The organism is Intestinimonas massiliensis (ex Afouda et al. 2020) (assembly GCF_001244995.1).
GTDB lineage: Bacteria > Bacillota > Clostridia > Oscillospirales > Oscillospiraceae > Intestinimonas > Intestinimonas massiliensis.
Genome location: NZ_LN869529.1, coordinates 1,642,024 through 1,659,972, shown reverse-complemented (window position 1 = coordinate 1,659,972; position 17,949 = coordinate 1,642,024). Strand labels below are relative to the sequence as shown.

The 17,949-nt window shown below is 62.5% G+C and carries 17 protein-coding genes; 5 read left to right on the top strand and 12 right to left on the bottom strand.

The annotated features are described in order from the left end of the window. Positions 1–31: 31 nt before the first annotated feature. From BN2154_RS11850 to BN2154_RS11830, 5 genes are all read right to left on the bottom strand, one after another. Entirely contained in the window at positions 32–1,168 is a 1,137-nt protein-coding gene (locus tag BN2154_RS11850) for an acyl-CoA dehydrogenase family protein (protein WP_050618967.1), read from the bottom strand. 76 nt (positions 1,169–1,244) lie between these two features. Continuing rightward, complete coding sequence (locus BN2154_RS11845) at positions 1,245–2,024, bottom strand: enoyl-CoA hydratase/isomerase family protein (RefSeq protein ID WP_050618966.1); 780 nt, start codon at positions 2,022–2,024, stop codon at positions 1,245–1,247. A gap of 41 nt (positions 2,025–2,065) precedes the next feature. Continuing rightward, positions 2,066–2,695, bottom strand: coding sequence for an MBL fold metallo-hydrolase (locus tag BN2154_RS11840; RefSeq protein ID WP_050618965.1), 630 nt, complete (start codon positions 2,693–2,695; stop codon positions 2,066–2,068). Between the two features lie 26 nt (positions 2,696–2,721). Then, positions 2,722–3,927 carry a CaiB/BaiF CoA transferase family protein gene (locus BN2154_RS11835; RefSeq protein WP_050618964.1) on the bottom strand — a complete coding sequence of 402 codons (1,206 nt, stop codon included), beginning with the start codon at positions 3,925–3,927 and terminating at the stop codon, positions 2,722–2,724. A gap of 27 nt (positions 3,928–3,954) precedes the next feature. Next, on the bottom strand, positions 3,955–5,145 hold the full coding sequence (locus tag BN2154_RS11830; protein ID WP_050618963.1) for a CaiB/BaiF CoA transferase family protein: 1,191 nt from the start codon (positions 5,143–5,145) through the stop codon (positions 3,955–3,957). Between the two features lie 525 nt (positions 5,146–5,670). Here BN2154_RS11830 and fixA point away from each other — a divergent pair. From fixA to BN2154_RS11815, 3 genes are all read left to right on the top strand, one after another. Continuing rightward, positions 5,671–6,432, top strand: coding sequence for a putative electron transfer flavoprotein FixA (gene fixA, locus BN2154_RS11825; protein WP_050618962.1), 762 nt, complete (start codon positions 5,671–5,673; stop codon positions 6,430–6,432). A 22-nt stretch (positions 6,433–6,454) separates the two neighbouring features. Then, a complete protein-coding gene (locus BN2154_RS11820; RefSeq protein WP_050618961.1) occupies positions 6,455–7,378 on the top strand; it encodes an electron transfer flavoprotein subunit alpha/FixB family protein in 924 nt (307 codons plus the stop codon). A gap of 163 nt (positions 7,379–7,541) precedes the next feature. Next, positions 7,542–9,092, top strand: coding sequence for an AMP-binding protein (locus tag BN2154_RS11815; protein ID WP_050618960.1), 1,551 nt, complete (start codon positions 7,542–7,544; stop codon positions 9,090–9,092). Positions 9,093–9,144: 52 nt separating this feature from the next. Here the strand turns inward: BN2154_RS11815 and BN2154_RS11810 are convergent, their stop codons facing one another. From BN2154_RS11810 to BN2154_RS11780, 7 genes are all read right to left on the bottom strand, one after another. After that, the gene (locus BN2154_RS11810) at positions 9,145–10,185 is read right to left on the bottom strand and encodes a LacI family DNA-binding transcriptional regulator (protein WP_050618959.1); all 1,041 of its coding nucleotides are present in this window, start codon (positions 10,183–10,185) and stop codon (positions 9,145–9,147) included. 355 nt (positions 10,186–10,540) lie between these two features. Beyond that, positions 10,541–10,957, bottom strand: a complete 417-nt coding sequence (locus tag BN2154_RS11805; RefSeq protein ID WP_242853752.1) for a hypothetical protein — start codon at positions 10,955–10,957, stop codon at positions 10,541–10,543. A 145-nt stretch (positions 10,958–11,102) separates the two neighbouring features. After that, complete coding sequence (locus BN2154_RS11800) at positions 11,103–12,428, bottom strand: glucose-6-phosphate isomerase (RefSeq protein WP_050618957.1); 1,326 nt, start codon at positions 12,426–12,428, stop codon at positions 11,103–11,105. A gap of 128 nt (positions 12,429–12,556) precedes the next feature. After that, the gene (locus BN2154_RS11795; RefSeq protein ID WP_050618956.1) at positions 12,557–13,915 is read right to left on the bottom strand and encodes a PFL family protein; all 1,359 of its coding nucleotides are present in this window, start codon (positions 13,913–13,915) and stop codon (positions 12,557–12,559) included. Between the two features lie 12 nt (positions 13,916–13,927). Next, complete coding sequence (locus BN2154_RS11790) at positions 13,928–14,197, bottom strand: ACT domain-containing protein (protein ID WP_050618955.1); 270 nt, start codon at positions 14,195–14,197, stop codon at positions 13,928–13,930. Between the two features lie 51 nt (positions 14,198–14,248). Next, positions 14,249–14,827 (bottom strand): 5'-deoxynucleotidase, encoded by a 579-nt coding sequence (gene yfbR / locus BN2154_RS11785; RefSeq protein ID WP_050618954.1) that lies wholly within the window; start codon positions 14,825–14,827, stop codon positions 14,249–14,251. 2 nt (positions 14,828–14,829) lie between these two features. Then, positions 14,830–15,066, bottom strand: coding sequence for an HPr family phosphocarrier protein (locus tag BN2154_RS11780; RefSeq protein WP_050618953.1), 237 nt, complete (start codon positions 15,064–15,066; stop codon positions 14,830–14,832). A 151-nt stretch (positions 15,067–15,217) separates the two neighbouring features. Here BN2154_RS11780 and mtaB point away from each other — a divergent pair, with 151 nt between their 5' ends. Together mtaB and BN2154_RS11770 are read left to right on the top strand one after the other, a co-directional pair. Further along, complete coding sequence (mtaB, locus tag BN2154_RS11775) at positions 15,218–16,522, top strand: tRNA (N(6)-L-threonylcarbamoyladenosine(37)-C(2))-methylthiotransferase MtaB (RefSeq protein WP_050618952.1); 1,305 nt, start codon at positions 15,218–15,220, stop codon at positions 16,520–16,522. Next, positions 16,519–17,943 (top strand): S41 family peptidase, encoded by a 1,425-nt coding sequence (locus tag BN2154_RS11770; RefSeq protein ID WP_050618951.1) that lies wholly within the window; start codon positions 16,519–16,521, stop codon positions 17,941–17,943. The genes mtaB and BN2154_RS11770 overlap by 4 nt, the downstream gene beginning before the upstream one ends. The last annotated feature ends 6 nt before the right edge of the window (positions 17,944–17,949 follow it).

The following is a 17,949-nucleotide window of genomic DNA, read 5'->3' as shown; positions in this document are numbered from 1 at the left end:
CCTTTACGAATGACTTTTCGGGGCTTGGGGCTCAGCGGTACTTCTTGAGCACTTGGCGGGTGGCGATGACGGTCTGGATCTCGCCGGTGCCGCCGGAGATGCGGGTGATGCGCAGGTCGCGGTAGATGCGGCTGACCCGGCTGCCGCAGAAGCCGATGCCGCCCAGGATCTGGAGGGCGTGATCCACCACGATGTTGGCGCTCTCGGAGCAGAACTGCTTGGCGATGGAGGCCTCCGCCCGGGTGAGCATCCCATTGTCCTTGTTCCAGGCGTAGTGGAGCAGCATATTGCGCATGGCCTCGATGCGCATGGTCATCTCCATGATGTGGTTTTGAATGAGCTGGAGCCGGCCGATCTCCTGGCCCTTGACGATCCGCTGGTTGGCGTAGCGGCAGGCGTCCTCATAGGCGCACAGGGCCTGGCCGTAAGCGTTGAAGGCATCGATCAGCCGCTCATAGTCGAAGCCCTTGCTGGTGGCCATCAGGCCGTTGCCCTCGAAGGAGAACATGTCGGACTCGTCGATTTCCACCTCATCGAACCAGATGTCGTTGACGTTCTCCATGTGGATGCCCATCTTTTCCATGGGCTCCTTCTTGCAGTTGGGTACGTTTGTGGGCACGAACCAAAGGGTGAGCTGCTCGGGGTTCTCCGCGTTTTTGGCCAGGGTGAGACAGTAGTCGCTGTCCTGGGCGCCGGAGATGAAGTGCTTGTGACCGTTGATATACACCTTGCCGTTGCGGCGGGTGTAGGTGGTGGAGATGGTGGCGGGGGACAGATCGGTACCCGCATTCGGCTCGGAGAAGCCCTGGGCGAAGGCGGGCTTGCCCTCAAAGAACATGGGCATGAATTTGTCGATCTGCTCCTTGGTGCCATTTTCCAGCAGGGCGTCGGCCTTCACGTGATCCCAGAAGAGATAGATGGGCCCGCCGCAGCGCCCCAGCGCCTCCATCACCAGGAACATGGTGATGGCCCCTTCACCGTCGCCGCCCGCTTCCTCGGGCAGGAACATACTGAACAAGCCCAGCTCGTCCAGCAGATCCCACCACTTCTTGGGGTGCTTGTGCTCCCGGTCGCAGTCCTGAAAGTAGGTCTCCAGGTTTTCCCGGGTCATTGCCTCTTCGATGGCCTGTACCATCAGCTCCTGTTCCTCAGTCGGCTTGAAATCCATACTTGCGTTCCTCCATAAATTCAGTTATTTTGGCGGCCCGTTCCGCTCAAAAGCGGAGAGCCCATCCCAACAGGATTCAGCGGCCCTTCCACTGGGGCGGGCGCTTCTCCAGAAAAGCCTGGGGGCCCTCCTTGGCGTCTTCGGTGCCCTCCACGTACTTCCAGGCCATGTAGCGGCACACCCGCATCCCGTCTTCCACAGAGGTATGGGGGGCCATGTGGAGGATCTGCTTGGCCAGCCGCATGGGGATGGGGGCGTTGGCAGCCATCCGCTTGGCCAGCTCCATCGCCTTGTCCATCACCTGCTCCTTGGGAACCACATGGTTGACCAGCCCCACCTCATAGGCCCGTTGGGCGTTGATGAGGTTGCCGGTGAGGCACATCTCGGAGGCGATCTTGGCAGGGATAAGCTTGGGAAGGCGAACCAGGCCGCCGCTGGTGGCCAACAGACCCACCTTCACCTCGGTAAGGCCGAAGCGCGCGTGGTCGGCGGCCACAATCACGTCGCAGGCCAGGGCAATCTCCAGTCCCCCGGCTACCGCCGTACCATTGCAGGCGCACACAATGGGCTTGGGGCACAGCCGCTCGGTGATGCCGGCAAAGCCGTGCTCCGTCTCGGTAAGACACTCACCATTTTCTCCCAGTGCGGCCAGATCCTCCCCGGCGCAGAAGCTGCGCTCCCCGGCGCCGGTAATGAGGAGGGCGCCCACGGCGGGATCCTTTTCGGCGTGATTGAAGATAGCTTCCAGCTCGTTGGCGGTGTCGGGGTCGATGGCGTTGCGCCGCTCCTCCCGGTTGAGGGTGACGATCAGCACGCCGTCCCGCAGTTCAGTCAGAACGTTCTTTTTGATCTCCATAGTGGTTCACCTCATATTTGAAATCATTGTGCAGTGGATACTCAGATCTCCGCGGCAACACGCAGCCAGGGGTTCGTTTGCCGCTCCCGCTCCAGAGTGGAGTCCTCCTCGTGGCCCGGCAGCACCCGGAGATTCCCCTCCAGTTCTGCCAGACGGGCCAGCGAGGAGGCCATCTGCTCGTCATCGCCCCCCGCAAAGTCGGTACGGCCGATCTCTCCGCGAAACAGGGTGTCCCCGGTAAACAGTGCGTCCCCTGTCAGGAAGGTGACGGAGCCGGGTGTGTGCCCCGGGGTGTGGAGCGCCTGGATGGACAGTCCTGCCAGGCGGAGGCGCTGCCCGTCCTCCAAAGGCCGCAGGTTGGAGAAGGCCGCTACAGTGGGGTAGACCCGGCCCATGTCCCGCTCGGTCAGGGCCTGGGGCACGTCCAGGGGGTGGCACCAGACAGGCAGCTCCGGCCACCGCGCCTGCAGGCCGGGCACCGCCAGAATGTGGTCATAGTGCCCGTGGGTGAGCAGGACGGCCTCCGGGATGAGCCCCAGGCCATCCAGCAGCCGGAGCAGTCCGGGCGCGTCGTCCGCCGGGTCGATAAGTACCGCGATCCCAGGCTTGCCGCCCCACACCACATAGCAGTTGGTAAAGAACTCCCCGGCCACCACGCGCCGTATCTCCATCAGGCATCGCTCCTTTTTCCAAGAGGTCAGATCAGGCTGGCGCCGACCACGCCATCCGCATACAGTCGGTCGATCTCCGCCTGGGAGTAACCCAGCTCCCTCAAGACCTGGGTGGTGTCCTCCCCCAGCAGGGGAGCGCCCCGGCGGATGGGGATGGTCTCGTTGTCAAAGCGGATGGGGTTGGAATAGAAGCGCATCAGGCCGATCTTTTTTTGATCCACCAACTGGGTGAGCCCCGTCTGATTGGCATGGTCCGAGGTGTACGCCTCAATAAAGGTGAGCACCGCCGAGGCGGGCACATCCACGGCCAGCAGCCGGGCTTCGATCTCCGCCCGGCGCAGAAGGACGGTGGCGGAGGTGACGGCCTCTACCAGATGATCTTTGTGGGCCACCCGGGAGGCGTTATCCTTGAAGCGGGGATCGTCCTTCCATTCGGGATGATCCAGCGCTCCGCATAGGGCCCGCCACCGCGCTTCGGTGTCGGCGATGATGACACACCAGCCGTCCCTGGCCTCAAACATCCCATAGGGGGAGGTAAAGCGGTCATGGTCGCCGAAGCGAGCCTGAGCCTGGCCGTGGAGGCTGAAGTCCATAATGGTCTCCTCACAGGCCTGCATCCCCACGTCCATCATGGACATGTCGATGCGGCAGCCCTGCCCGGTGCGGCGAGCGTCGATGAGAGCCATGAGCACCGCGTTGAGTCCGTACAGGCCGGTGATGGTGTCGCCGATGCAGTTGCCCGCCTTCATGGGGGGGCCCTCCGGATCGCCGTTGGAGGCGGCAAAGCCGCTGCGGGCCTCCGCGATGGCATCGTAGCAGGGCAGCTTCCTCAGCGGGCCGGAGGCTCCAAAGCCGCTGAGGGAGATGAATACCAGCCTGGGGTTGAGTTCCTTTAGCTTTTCATAGCCCAACCCCAGCCGGTCGATGGAGCCGCTTTTAAAATTCTCGATGACCACATCGGCCTGCTTGGCCATCTCATAGATCACAGCCTTGCCCTCTGGGGCGGCAAGGTTCATTTCCACACTTTTTTTATTCTTATTGTAAGATACAAACATGGTGCCTAAATCGTTGAGGAAGGGATCCCATGCCCGGCACTGATCGCCGCCGCCCGCCCGCTCGATTTTCCACACTTCGGCCCCCATATCGGCCAACTGCCAAGCGGTGAAAGGCCCGGCCAGCGCGATGGTGAAGTCCAGTACTTTCATGCCCTCGAGAGGGAGTCTTCTTTTCATAGGTCAACACTCCTTTCCCAGCGATGTTCAGACCACACCCTGCCGGCGCAGATCCGCGATCTCTGGTTCCTCCATCCCCAGCTCCGCCAGCACTGGATCGGTATGGGCGCCCAGGGCGGGGGCGGGGGCCGCCGCGTCGTCATCCTGGTCATCCCGGAGAAATTTGGCAGGCTTGCCCAACTGCTTCACCCGGCCCCAAACAGGGTCGTCTACCTCAATAATCATGCTCCGGGCGGCCACCTGCTCGTCGTCCATCAGTTCCCGGACGGTATTGCAAGGCCCTCCGGGCACCATGGCCTCCCGGCAGATGCGATCCGCCTCCTCAATGGTGATGGTGCGGAAGTAGTCCCGCAACTGTTCGTCCAGCTCACCGAAGTAGTGCTTCATGGATCGGGCCGGATCGTGGGCATAGACAGTGCCCTCACCCCAGTCATCCCGCCCGGCTCCGGCGGCAAAGGCCAGCCACTGAGCGTCGCTGCCGATGCTCAGAGCGAACCAGCCGTTTTTGCACTGAAAGGTATCGGTGGGGTTGGTGGTGGGGAAGCCGTTTCCGATGCGCTTGGGCAGGACATTCAGCCCCTGGAGGCCCTGAACATAGGTGTCGTCGATGGAGCAGATGGCCTGCCAGCAGGACACAGACACCTTCCGGCCCTGCCCGCTGTCCTGAGCGTCCAGCCAGGCGGCCATCATCCCGGCGGTGAGGTGCCAAGCCCCGTAATAATAAGAGAGCGGAGAGCCGATGCGGGTGGGCTTGTCCGGCAGGCCGGTCTTCTCAAGCAGCCCGGTGCGGGCCATGACGATCAGATCATAGTCCGGAAGATCCTTCCAGGGGCCTTCCTCTCCGAAGGGAGTGAGCACGCCGTAGATCAGCTTGGGGTTTACCGCTCTGAGCCGCTCATAGCCCAGTCCCAGCGCTGCCAGCCGTGACTCCGGCACATTGGCCACGAGCATGTCGCAGGTGGGGATAAGCCGCCGCAGGATCTCCTGCCCGGCGTTCCGGGTGAGATCCAGTGCCACGCTCCTCTTGCTTCGGTTATAATAGCTCTGGTAAAGCCCCTCGGGCTCGTCCGCCCCCGTGGTGCCCCGGCGGCGGATGGAATCGCCCCGACCGGGCGGCTCGATTTTCAGCACCTCGGCCCCGTAGTCGGCGAACAGACTGCCCGGATAGGGGTTGCCGTCAGTCAGGTCCAGTATCCTCAGTGAAGCCAGTGGTTTCATAGCATTAGGCCGCTCCTTTCTCTGTTCCGATCCATCCGGTGACGGCATTGGCTTCCCCCAATAACTTTCACGCTAAAACAACAAACCGAACCGGATATATCCGCTTGGAAATTGTAAATTACTCTACTTTAACGTGCAATTACAAGATAGCAAATCAAGGGTAAATTCGCAAGCATCAATGTTGCCAAATTTTTAACATCAAAATTGTAGAACCCCCCAAAAATGGAGGGGCGGCAAACAAGTGAAAATATATATAAAATTACGTTTTTTTAATTAATACACAATAATATTGATATTTTATTAAAAATAGTAGAAAAACTGCTTTTAAATCCGGCGCTGGGGTTCTCCTATTTTTCTGTTGACAGCCCAAATGATTTAGCCTAAGATAAAGGCGGATTGTGCAAAAACAAGCCGAGCGCGTCTACTTTAACGAAAAACCAGACCGGGAAGTTTGCTTTTTCATCCATTGGAGTACTCCTGTACGGCAGTTTGGGTCTGGGAAAACGTAGAAGGAAGGTTGGTAGGATGAAGATCATTGTGTGTTGTAAGGTCGTTCCCAACGAGGAGGAAATCCAGGTGCTGTCCAGCCGGGAGCTGAATTTTGCCGGAACGCCCTGGAAGATCAGCCAGTATGATTTGAACGCGCTGGAGAGCGGCAAGCAACTGGCGGCAGGCGGCGGTTCCCTGACGGCCCTGAGCATTGGCAGCGAAGCGGCCCTGGGCTCCAGCAAGATCCAGAAGGATATTCTCTCCCGGGGGGCGGACGAGCTGAAGCTGGTCATGGATGACGGCAAGCCCTTCCAGGACTCCCTCCAGACCGCCAAAGCCATCGCGGAGGCGGTGGGAACCATCGGACAGTATGATCTGGTGCTGTGCGGCATGGGTTCCAGCGACCTGTACTTCCAGGAGGTTGGGGTGCAGGTGGGTGAGCTGCTGGGCGTGCCTGCCCTGAACAATATCACTGGCATCAAGCCCGCCGGAGAGGGCGTCCTTGAGGTAGAGCGCACCTTGGAGGACGAGGTGGAGGTGCTGGAGGTTCCCCTGCCGGCGGTGCTCAGTGTATCCTCCGAGATCAATACCCCCTCTGTACCCGCCATGCGGGATATCATGCGGGCGGGTAAGAAGCCCGTGGACAAGCTGGACTGCCAAGGAGGCGGCGAGCCCTCCCTGCGCATCTTGCAGCAGTTGGCGCCCCAACAGCAGGAGCGCCGCAAAGAGTTGGTGGAGGGCGACGGCGAGGAGGCCGTGGATGCCCTGGTTCGGTTCCTGAAAAAAGAGGGCTTTTGATAGAAAGGGAGGTTAGGAAATCATGTCGATGCAGACGATATTCGTGATGAGCGATGAGGCTTCCGCCCTGTCAGAGCTGTGTGCCGGCGCGGGGGCTGTGGCAGCGCGGGTCACCGCCATTTTGTTCGGCAGTGAGGCCGAGGCGGCAGGTGCCGCCGGGTGCGGTGCGGATCGCCTACTCTATTGCCAGCCCTCCGACGGAGCCGTACCGGAGGACTATGCCGCCGCTGTCGCCCAGGAGGTGAAAAAGGAGGCCTCCGCTCTGGTCATCGTCAACAACACCATCCGTGGCCGCTGCCTGGCGGGTAAGCTGGGCGTTTTGCTGGACACCGCGGTGCTCACCAGTGTCAACGCCCTGGAGCGATCCGGCGAGGAGCTGGTCTGCTGCCGCATGGTGTACGGCGGTATGGCTCAGCGCAGTGAGGTATTCACCAAGCCCTACGGTGTGCTCACGGTGGGCGGCGGTGTATTCGAGGCCGCCGCGGAGCCGGCGCAGGCCGCTGTCGCCCCCTTTGAGGGGCTCCCACAAGGCGGCTTGAAGCGCATCGCCTGTACGCCGAAGAAGGAGGGCGGCGTGGACCTGGTGGCGGCCAAGCGCATTGTGGACGTGGGACGGGGCCTGGCGCAGGAGGCGGATCTGGAGCTGTGCCGGAAGCTGGCTGCTGCGCTGGGCGCGGAGGTTGGCTGTTCCCGTCCAGTGGCGGAGAACAACAAATGGCTCCCCAAGTCCAACTATATGGGCATCACAGGCGTCCAGGTCAAGCCCGAGCTCATCGTGGCTCTGGGCGTGTCCGGGCAGATTCAGCACATTGGCGGCATTAACAAGTCCCGGGTGATCGTGGCAGTGAACAAGGATAAGTCCGCGCCGATCTTCAAAAACGCCGATTTCGGCGTAGTGGGCGATTTGTATAAGGTGGTTCCTGCATTGATCGAAAAGCTTTCCTGAGGAGTCGGCGGGATATATACAGAAGTCCCCAAGACTGCGGCCTGGCAGATGCGCCCATGGACGGGAGCGGTGGCGATGGTGTGGCCGCTCCCGGATGATTTTCCGGGGAATCGATGAAAGGACGACCGGCTCTGGCCTCAGCGGTATAAAAGGTGGGTTTGCTATGACGGATATGGTGGGTAGCCGCACCCTGCGCAGCCAGTGGGATGAGACTGTACGCTGCTATGGGCGGGCGCCCTTTTTGGAATATATCTCCGTGGACGACCAGGTAACGGTATGGACCTATGAGGAGATGGATCGCAAGGTGAAGCAGGCGGCCAACTTTTTCCTGGAGCTGGGGGTGGCCCGGCAGGAGCTGGTGGCCCTGCACTTGCACAACACGCCGGAATATTTGACCTGCTGGCTGGCGCTGGCCCAGATCGGGGCGGTGTCGGTGCCGCTGAATGAACATTACCAGCAGCCGGAGGTTCGCCACATCTTGGAGAAGTGCGGCATCCGGCGGGTGATCACGGAACCCTGTGCTCTGCCGCTGTACCTGGAGTCCGCTCCGCGCCCCATGGCGGAGCAATTGATCTCCATCCGGGGCGGAGAGGCGCTGCCGGAGGGGGTGATCTCACTGGAGGCTGGGATGGCCCGCCAGGAGCCGTATCTTCGGGAGGTTCGGCCGGTGACGGGCGACGAGTTGGCCGTGATTCTGTTTACCAGCGGCACCACCCGTCACCCCAAGGGGGCCATGTACACCCATTGCAATGTGGTCTACGGCGGGCTGATCCATGTGATGCAGATGGGGATGGAACACGGAGATCGGTTTCTCAGCTCTATGCCCTGCTATCACATGGATTTCCAGGAGATGGCGGCCATGCCGGTCATCTGCACCGGAAGCACCCTGTTGATGGTGGAGCATTATAGTGCCCGCCGTTTCTGGGGGCAGGTCTGCCGTTATCGGGCGCAGTTTACCGACACCATGTCCGTGATGAACCGCACCATGCTGATGCAGGCAGTTCAACCCTGGGAGAAAGATCACAGCCTGAAACAGATTTATTTTTCCATGGGCCTGAGCGACGAGGAGAAGGAGCGGTTCGAGGAGCGATTTCGGGTGAGCCTGCTCAACTCCTATGGCATGACCGAGACGGTATCCGGAGTGACCTGCGCGCCGCTGACAGGGGAGAAGCGCTGGCCGTCGGTAGGCAGAGCCGCGCCATCCTACTGCATCAAAATTGTAGACGAGTGCGGCCGGGAGCTGGCCCCCGGCCAGGTGGGGGAGATTTGCGTCCACGGAGTCCCCGGGCGCTCGCTGGTGCTGGGATATTACAAGGACGAGGAGGCGACCGCCCGACTCATTGATCCCGACGGCTGGCTCCACTCCGGGGATCGGGGCTATCTGGATGAAGATGGCTGGCTTTACTTTATCGACCGTTCCAGCGATATGATCAAACGGTCGGGGGAAAACGTGAGCAGCCTGGAGGTGGAGTGTGTGCTCACCTCCCATTCGGATATTGCTGATGCGGCGGTGATCGGAGTGCCTGACCCCATCCGGGATCAGGCGGTCAAGGCTTTCGTTCAGCTCCGGCCAGGCAGCGTACTGACCAAAGATGAGATTACAGAGTACTGCACGCCGCGGCTGGCCAAATTCAAACGTCCCACGATCATAGAATTTGTGGATGACTTCCCCAGGACTGCCACCGGAAAGATCAAAAAGAGTCATCTTCGCTGATATGACATTAAAAGACCGCCTGAACATCATGTTCAGGCGGTCTTTTGGCCGGTCAAGAATTAATGTAACTGGGAATATCCGGGGGAAGTACCACGCTGCTGCAAGACTCGCCCCGGAGCTGGCGCAGCAACAAGGCAGTGCACTCCTTCCCGCCCCGCACGAAGTTGGAGCGGCTGGTGAGGATCTGCGTGTCCGTCACCACAGGAGGCTCCGCGTCGGACAGGGTGGCGATTTTCAGCCCCCTGCCCTTTCCGCTCAAGGCGGCGTTTAGGTGGTTTACCATGACGCTCCAGCAACAAACTACGGCATCCCCAGGCTGAAAGTCGGCAATGCGCGGCAGGATCTCCTGGGCCAGGTGCTGGCTGCATATCCGGTTCAGGTCGGAGTGGCGGTCGCTCGTGCACACGCAGGTGTTGGAAGGCAGGAGAGACACGGAAAACTCCACTCCTGGGTAGAGCTCCGCCGCACGGCGCAGACCCTGCTCCCGGTACCCCTCCTGGAGGCTCTGAACGTCGGGCCTCCAATACAAAATGCGCCGGGCCCCCTCTCCAAACAAGCGGCAGGCTACCTCGAAGGCGCCCCGCTCATAGTCAAAGCTCACAGAGACCAACTCCGGTTCCTCCGGGCAACAGTCGCAGGCCACAAAGGGCAGGGTGTTGTCGATGATCATCTGGCGGCAGTGCTCTTCCGGAGGGTATCCGTCGGAGGAGATATAGATGATGCCGTCGGTGCGCCGTTGCAGAACGCTCTCCAGAAAGTCGGGATACGGAGGGCTGCTGGTGCTGAAATCGAACAGCATGATCCAGTAGCCCTCGGCCTGAAGGCTTTCCCGGATGCCTTGGAGCAGTCCGCTGAAACGGGTGTTGGTCAGGGCCTTTTCCATGGCGACGCTGACGCAGTGGGTGCTGTTGTTGCGCAGGGAGCGGGCGGCGCTGTTGGGGACATATTGCAGCCGCTTGGCTGCGTCCAGCACCGCCTTGCGGGTCGCCGGAGATATCTTCTGGGTGGTGTTCCCGCTGAGGATATAGGAAACGGTGGTATGGGAAACGCCGACTTCCGCGGCAATGTCTTTGATGGTGGGTCTAGCTCTCACTCAAGGGTTCCCCTTTCTACCAGCTGCTGAAGGGGATGTGTGCGGACAGCGCTGGGATATTACGCCATTTTTATAATATTACAAGAAAAAAGTTCGCCTGTCAATGGAAGAACGCTGATATTTGGTGTTATACAGGTGCTATCGGTGCTATTTGCCGGTATGAGGTGTTTATAGAAGGAGAAAACGGATATGGTGTCCGCCAAGCGGTCTGCCAACGTCACTTTTGGGCCGGGAAGGCTCACTTTCCGGCTCTCAGTCTGTCGAAAAGCCCGGATTCTCAACTCGAGAATCCGGGCTTTTCGACAGACTGAGAGCCGGGCCCCGTTGTAACGGAGCCCGGCTTCGGCACGGCGATTTAGAAATACTGCTTCACGCCCTCGGTAGCCAGAGAGGCGTCGGCGCTGATGGTGACCACGAACTTGATGTTGTTGTCCTCACCGAACTTGGCCAGCCAGTTGAGGAAGTCCTCCACCTGACGGTCGCTGGCGTCGCTGGGGATGATTTTGGTCAGGCTGTCGATAAAGATGTGGGTGATATCGTAATTTCCCGCGTACAGGCCGCTGATGAAGCCCTTCAGAAAATCGTAATTGTGCATGGCAAACTCGCCGGAGTTCACTAGGCGGATCTTATAGTGGATGTCATACATCATTTTGGGGCCACGTTCAATGCACACCACATTTCCGCTGGCATCCTTGGCAGCCGTATTGATGAGATCGATCATCTGCTTGGTCTTACCGGTACCCTTGACCCCCATGATCACTCGAAGCATCATAAATCACTCCTTACTTTGTACGCCGGGCTCTCCCGGCCTGTGAAAACCGCGGGGCGATTTCCTTGTCACTATGTTACCATTTCCACAATGGGATTGCAACCAATTTGCGCAAATTCACGGAAAGTTCATGAGGAACCTTCCGATGTCACAGCCGCTGCTCCAGCTCGGCCCGCAGCGCCTCGTATCCAGGCTTGCCCAGAAGAGCAAACATGTTCTTCTTGTAAGCCTCCACACCGGGCTGGTCGAAGGGGTTGACCCCCAGCAGATAGCCGGATACGCCGCAGGCGAACTCAAAGAAGTAAATGAGCGCGCCAATGCTGGCCTCGTCCCGGCCCCCGGCCTCCAGCACCAGGTTGGGCACGCCGCCGTCCACGTGAGCCAGCAGGGTGCCGCGCATGGCCTGCTCGGCCACAAAATCCAGGCTCTTGCCCGACAGGAAGTTGAGCCCGTCCACGTTGTCCGGGTCGTGGGGGATGGCGACGCTCCGGCGGCTGCGGGAGAAGCGCACCACCGTCTCCAACAGGATGCGCTGGCCCTGCTGGATATACTGGCCCATGGAGTGCAGGTCGGCGGTGAATTCCACGCTGGCGGGGAAGAGACCCTTGTGCTCCTTGCCCTCGCTCTCCCCGTAGAGCTGCTTCCACCACTCGGCAAAAAAGCGGAAGGAGGGCTCGTAGCCCACCAGCAGCTCCACCGCCTTGCCGGCGTCATACAGGGCGTTGCGGGCGGCGGCATACTGCCAGGCCAGGTTGTCCCGGCCGGGGACTGCCAGAGCCTCCATCAACTCCCGGGCGCCGGAGAGCAGCCGGTCCACGTCGATGCCTGCGGCGGCGATGGGCAGCAGCCCCACGGCGGTGAGGACGGAGTAGCGCCCGCCCACCGCATCGGGCACCACGAATTCCTCGTAGCCCTCGGCGTCGGCCAGACCCTTCAGAGCTCCCCTGCGGGCGTCGGTGGTGGCGTAGATGCGCCCACGGGCCCCCGCCTTGCCGTATTTCTCCTCCAGCAGGGCCTTAAAGATACGGAAGGCCACGGCCGGCTCGGTGGTGGTGCCCGACTTGGAGATGACGTTTACCGAGAAGTCCTTGCCGTCCAGGTAGTCGATGATGCCGGCCAGCTCGTCGGAGGATAGGCCGTTGCCGGCAAAGAAGATCTCCGGCCGGCCCCGGACCAGACGGCGGTCGGCGGAGCTCGTGAGCTCAATGACCGCCCGGGCCCCCAGGTAGGACCCGCCGATGCCGATGACCACCAGCACGTCGGAGTCGGAACGGATCTTCTCTGCCGCCGCCTTTATCCTAACCAGTTCGGCTGAATCGTAGTCCCTGGGAAGCGTGACCCAGCCGGTAAAATCTCCGCCGGGGCCGTTGCCCTCCAGCACCTGACGGTGGGCCTGCTCCAGTGCGGGCAGGCGGCGGTCCAGCCAGTCCTGGGGCAGAAAGCCCTGGGCGTTGGAAAGGTCCAGTTTTAACATATGTCGAACCTCCTTATATTACTTGTCCATGCTGCTAGTATACACGATAAAGGGCGAATTTCCTAGTGGAAATTGGTGCGAGGCCCCGGAGAAAAAGGCGCCGCCGGTGGGCGGCGCCTTGAAGGGCCCTAATTTTTCAGACTCTGCATGGGGGCCGGGATGCGTCCGCCGCGGCGGATGAACGCCTCGCTGCCGAAGGGATGCACGGGCATGACCGGGGCCGAGCCCAACAGTCCGCCGAACTCCACCGTGTCACCCACGTGCATGCCGGGGGCGGGGATGATGCGTACGGCGGTGGTCTTGGAGTTGACCATGCCGATGGCGGCCTCGTCGGCGATGATGGCGGCGATGGTCTCGGCGCTGGTGACGCCGGGGACGGCGATCATGTCCAGACCCACCGAGCACACGCAGGTCATGGCCTCCAGCTTATCCAGGTGCAGGGCGCCGGAGGCGGCGGCCGCGATCATGCCCTCGTCCTCGCTCACGGGGATGAAGGCGCCGGACAGGCCGCCCACGTGGGAGGAAGCCATGACGCCGCCCTTTTTGACCGCGTCGTTGAGCAGGGCCAGCGCGGCGGTGGTGCCGTGGGTGCCGCAGACCTCCAGGCCCATCTCCTCCAGGATGCGGGCCACCGAATCGCCCACGGCGGGGGTGGGGGCCAGGGACAGGTCCACGATGCCGAAGGGTACGTCCAGGCGGCGGGAGGCCTCCTGAGCCACAAGCTGCCCCATGCGGGTGATGCGGAAGGCGGTCTTTTTCACTGTTTCAGCCACCACGTCGAAGGGCCTGCCCTTGACGGCCTGGAGGGCGTGGTACACCACGCCGGGGCCGGAGACCCCCACATTGATGACGCACTCCCCCTCGCCGGTGCCATGAAAGGCGCCGGCCATAAAGGGGTTGTCCTCCACCGCGTTGCAAAACACCACCAGCTTGGCGCAGCCGAAGCCGCCCCGGTCCCGGGTGCGCTGGGCGGCGGCCTTGACGGTCTCGCCCATCTGCCTCACCGCGTCCATGTTGATGCCCGCCCTCGTGGAGCCCACGTTCACCGAGGAGCAGACGTACTCGGTGACGGCCAGCGCCTCGGGGATGGCGGCGATGAGCTTCCGGTCGGCGGCGGTGAAGCCCTTCTGCACCAAGGCGGAGAAGCCGCCGATGAAGTTGACGCCGCAGGCCTTGGCCGCCTCGTCCATGGCCACGGCGAAGGGGACGTAGTCCTCGGTCTCCGAGGAGGCGGCCACCAGCGCCATGGGGGTGACGGAGATGCGCTTGTTGACGATGGGAATGCCGAACTCCCTCTCGATGGCCTCGCCGGTGACCACCAGCTTTTCTGCCTTACGGCAGATCTTTTCATAGATCTTCCGGCAGGCGGCCTTGGGGTAGGGGTCGGCGCAGTCCAGCAGGGAGATGCCCATGGTAATGGTGCGGATGTCCAAGTGTTGCTGGTCGATCATGTCGATGGTGGAGAGGATGTCGTTGGTGTTGATCATAACACAGCCCCCTTAAATGCGGTGCATGGCGTTGAAGATATCCTCACGCTGGGCGTGGATGACCAGGTCCCGCTCTCTGCCCGCGGACTCCAGCGCGGTGACCAGCTCGGCAAAGGGCAGGTCGGTGTGGGCAGCGTCCACCAGCATGATCATGGTGAAGTAGTCCTGCAAGATAGTTTGGCTGATGTCCAGCACATTGACGTTGTGTTCGGCCAGCAGGGCGCATACCGAGGCGATGATGCCCACCTGGTCCTTGCCGATGACGGTGACGATGGCTCGCATACGATCAGATCCTTTCGTTTCTTGTGGCACGGGGGCGGTCAGCGCACTTCGCTATTGAAGCTCGTCCAGGGTGAGGCTAAACCCGGGCAGGAAGTGCTCCATGAAATAGCCCACCTCGGGCAGCGGGGAGTCCTTCAGGGCCTCCAGGGTCTGCTCCGCTGCCTGCTTGAACTCGTGGTTGCCGGCCTTGAGCTCCTCCACGCACTTGATGTAGGCCGACAGCTTGTCGGCGGCCTTGACGATGGCGTGGAGCTCGCCGCCGGCGTCCTCACCCAGCAGCGGGGCATAGACCTGCTGCAGCTCCGGGGGCAGCAGGGCCAGCAGCCTGCGGGCCGAGACCGCCTCTACCGCCTTGTAGGCGTCCCGGATCTCCGGGTTGAAGTACTTCACCGGCGTGGGCAGATCGCCGGTGAGGATTTCCGGCGCGTCGTGGTAGAGAGCCAGCACAGCGGCCTGGCCGGGGTCAATCTCCCCGCCGTAGACCTCCCGGCGGATCACCGCCAGGGCGTGGGCCAGCACCGCCACCATGTGGGAGTGCTCCTGGATGTTCTCACGGAAGGTGTTGCGCATCAGGCCCCAGCGGCCGATGTAGCGCATCCGGGAGATGAGAGCAAAGAAATGATAGGGCATCCCTATTGCTCCACGAACCGGCCGACGGCCCTGCGAAAGGACTCCCCCTGGGCGTCGGTGCCGTGGACCTCCACCCGGATGGGGGCGGACAGGTCGATGGAGAACAGGCCCATGATGGACTTGCCGTCCACCAGATAGCGGCCGCAGATCACATCCACATCGCAATCCAGGCGGTTGGCCGCATCGACAAATTCCTTGATATCTGCGACAGAGGTAAGCTGAACGGCAAAGCTGGTCATTGTCTTTTCCTCCCCGGTTATGTTAGAATGAGGTAGCATCATTCTAGTACAAACCGGGTTGGAATTCAACGAAGAACCCCCGCCCCATTGTAAATTCAGCCATTTTGCCCATAAAGCAAACCGAAATCCATGCCATTTGTGAGGTATCGCCATGCAAGTCGCCATACACACCCTGGGCTGCAAGGTCAATCAGTACGAGACCGCCGCCCTGGAAAACGCCCTCCGGGCCCGGGGGCACGCGCTGGTCCCCTTTGAGGGCCCGGCGGACGCCTATATCATCAACACCTGCACCGTCACGGCGGTGAGCGATAAAAAGTCCCGCCAGGCCATCCGTCAGGCCCGGAAACGCGCCCCCGGCGCGGTGGTGGCCGTCTGCGGCTGCTACGCCCAGACCGCCCCCGGGGCGGTGGAGGCCCTGGGGGTGGATCTGATCGCCGGGACGGCGGAGCGGATGCAGTTTCTGGACGATCTGGAGCGGCTCTCCGCCGCCAAGGCCGCCCCCAATCGCCCGGCCCCCCAGGTCACCGTGGACAACATCATGGCCCACCGGACCTTTGAGCCCCTCGCCGCCGGCGGTCTGGAGGGCCGCACCCGGGCCATGCTCAAGGTGGAGGACGGCTGCACCAACTTCTGCTCCTACTGCATCATCCCCTACGCCCGGGGACCGGTGCGCTCTCTGCCCCTGGAGAGGGCGGCGGCCGAGGCCAGACGGCTGGCAGAGGAGGGCTACCGGGAGCTGGTGCTCACCGGCATCGAGCTGTCCTCCTGGGGCCGGGACCTGCCCGGGGGGCCCGGGCCCATGGACCTCGTCGAGGCGGTGTGCGCCGCTGCGCCGGGCTGCCGGGTGCGGCTGGGCTCCCTGGAGCCCCGGACCGTGACGGAGGACTTCAGCCGCCGGTGCGCCGCCTTGGACAACCTGTGCCCCCACTTCCACCTGTCCATGCAGTCCGGCTGCGACGCCACTCTGAGGCGGATGAATCGAAAGTACGACACCGCCCGGTATTTTGAGAGCGTGGAATTACTGAGAGGATACTTTCAGGCCCCCGGTCTTACCACCGATCTCATCGTGGGCTTCCCCGGGGAGACCGAGGAGGAGTTTGCCCAGACCCTGACCTTCGTGGAGCGGTGCGCCTTCACTGCCATGCACATCTTCCCTTACTCCCGGCGCACCGGCACCCCGGCGGCGGACCTGCCGGGCCAGGTGCCCAGGGGCGTGAAGGAGGAGCGGGCCCGCCGGGCGGCGGCGCTGGCCACACGTCTGGAGCGGGCCTATCTGGCGTCCTGGGTGGGACAGGCCCTGCCCGTCCTTTTTGAGGAGGAGAAGGAGGGCCTCTGGCGGGGGCACGCCCCCAACTATGTGCAGGTGCGGGCGCAGGGCGCCGGCCTGCACAACCGGGTCCGGCAGGTCCGGATCACCGGCGTCGGGGAGGACTGTCTGGAGGGAGAATTGCTGTGAAGCGGAGAAAATGGCTGGCGGCCCTGTGGGCGGCTCTGCTGCTGCTGACGGGCTGCGCCCCCGGCCCCGCCACGGAGGCGGAGGCCCCGCCCCCAGCGACCTCCGCCCCCGTGGGGACCCAGACGCTAGCGGGCGTGGACTTCTCCGCCTTTTTGGAGGAGGCCAACGCCGCCCGCCGGGCGGTGCTGGAGGATGGCCCCGACCTGGATCTGAGTCCGTGGACGGCGGACTTCCGGGACCAGAACGATACCTTTACCCCGGAGGAGATGGACCGGCTGACCGCGCCGCCGGAAGCCCTGCCGCCCCTGAGCCGGGCGGGGATGGAGGAGGACGTGGAGACTCTCTTCACCCTGCTGCGTACCACCTATGGGGCCTACACATACTTTGGCGGGGACGAGGTGTTCCTGCCCCTCAAGGACGCGGTGCGCTCCGACCTGGAGGGGGAGCGCTACCTGCTCTCCCGGGACTTGGAGAAGGTGTTGGTCCGGCATCTCGCTCCGGTGCTGGTGGACGGGCACTTTACCCTGGGTTCCACCGCCATGCGGGACGGCCACGCCCAGTACATGTACTACGTGCCCGGCCTCTATTTTTCCGACACGGAGGGGTTGGACCCGGCCTACGTCAAGCCCACCATCGGCCCGGACGGCGCCATCGTCCACTGGTTCGCCGCCCTGAGCCACGACGGAACCGACCTGCCGGAGCGACAGGGAGATTACGAGCTGGACTGGGTGCGGGCGGGGGAGACCCCCTGGGACGGGTTGGACGTATTCACTGAGACAGAGGCGGAGGGAATTCCGGTGCTGACCTCCCGGCAGATGTACGCCCGGAAGGGGCGGCCGCCGCAGGAGGAACAGTTGGAGCGCTTCGCCTCCTGCGGCGGCGACTACGCGGATGAGTCCCTCTTCCTCTTTGACCTGAGGGCCAACGGCGGGGGGAGCGACATCTGGATCATGGACTGGTTCGAGGGCTGGGCGGGGCAGCCCGCCGCACCCCGGCGGGCCTTCGCCCACCGGGTGTCTCAGCTTTCCAACAGGCTGATGCCGGAGGGCTACCCGGCGGATCGAATCGGGACCTGGCAGACGGCTGATCTGGAGAGCCGGTGGGCCCAGACGGACAGCGTCGTTCTGGTCCTCACCGACAAGGGGACGGCCTCCTCGGGGGAGACGGCGGTGGAATTCTTCCGCGCGGCGGGGGATGTCCTGTTTATTGGGGGCCCCACCCTGGGCTGTTCCCTGACCCCCAACAACTGTAACTTCTACCTGCCCAACACCGGCCTGCGGGTCTACTTCGGCACGGGCCTGTCCTTCTGCGAGAGCCTGGAGAACATCGACGGGGCGGGCTTCCTCCCCGACCTGTGGGTGGAGCCCGCCGATGCCCTGGACGCGGCGGTCCGGCTGTGCCAATACTACAACTTGAAATAGGGGCTT

What these genes read in the sequence shown, in the direction of transcription:
- BN2154_RS11850 (WP_050618967.1), bottom strand. Translation starts at nt 1,168, where the DNA reads ATGGATTTCAAGCCGACTGAGGAACAGGAGCTGATGGTACAGGCCATC.
- BN2154_RS11845 (WP_050618966.1), bottom strand. Translation starts at nt 2,024, where the DNA reads ATGGAGATCAAAAAGAACGTTCTGACTGAACTGCGGGACGGCGTGCTG.
- BN2154_RS11840 (WP_050618965.1), bottom strand. Translation starts at nt 2,695, where the DNA reads ATGGAGATACGGCGCGTGGTGGCCGGGGAGTTCTTTACCAACTGCTAT.
- BN2154_RS11835 (WP_050618964.1), bottom strand. Translation starts at nt 3,927, where the DNA reads ATGAAAAGAAGACTCCCTCTCGAGGGCATGAAAGTACTGGACTTCACC.
- BN2154_RS11830 (WP_050618963.1), bottom strand. Translation starts at nt 5,145, where the DNA reads ATGAAACCACTGGCTTCACTGAGGATACTGGACCTGACTGACGGCAAC.
- fixA (WP_050618962.1), top strand. Translation starts at nt 5,671, where the DNA reads ATGAAGATCATTGTGTGTTGTAAGGTCGTTCCCAACGAGGAGGAAATC.
- BN2154_RS11820 (WP_050618961.1), top strand. Translation starts at nt 6,455, where the DNA reads ATGTCGATGCAGACGATATTCGTGATGAGCGATGAGGCTTCCGCCCTG.
- BN2154_RS11815 (WP_050618960.1), top strand. Translation starts at nt 7,542, where the DNA reads ATGACGGATATGGTGGGTAGCCGCACCCTGCGCAGCCAGTGGGATGAG.
- BN2154_RS11805 (WP_242853752.1), bottom strand. Translation starts at nt 10,957, where the DNA reads ATGATGCTTCGAGTGATCATGGGGGTCAAGGGTACCGGTAAGACCAAG.
- BN2154_RS11800 (WP_050618957.1), bottom strand. Translation starts at nt 12,428, where the DNA reads ATGTTAAAACTGGACCTTTCCAACGCCCAGGGCTTTCTGCCCCAGGAC.
- BN2154_RS11795 (WP_050618956.1), bottom strand. Translation starts at nt 13,915, where the DNA reads ATGATCAACACCAACGACATCCTCTCCACCATCGACATGATCGACCAG.
- BN2154_RS11790 (WP_050618955.1), bottom strand. Translation starts at nt 14,197, where the DNA reads ATGCGAGCCATCGTCACCGTCATCGGCAAGGACCAGGTGGGCATCATC.
- yfbR (WP_050618954.1), bottom strand. Translation starts at nt 14,827, where the DNA reads ATGCCCTATCATTTCTTTGCTCTCATCTCCCGGATGCGCTACATCGGC.
- BN2154_RS11780 (WP_050618953.1), bottom strand. Translation starts at nt 15,066, where the DNA reads ATGACCAGCTTTGCCGTTCAGCTTACCTCTGTCGCAGATATCAAGGAA.
- mtaB (WP_050618952.1), top strand. Translation starts at nt 15,218, where the DNA reads ATGCAAGTCGCCATACACACCCTGGGCTGCAAGGTCAATCAGTACGAG.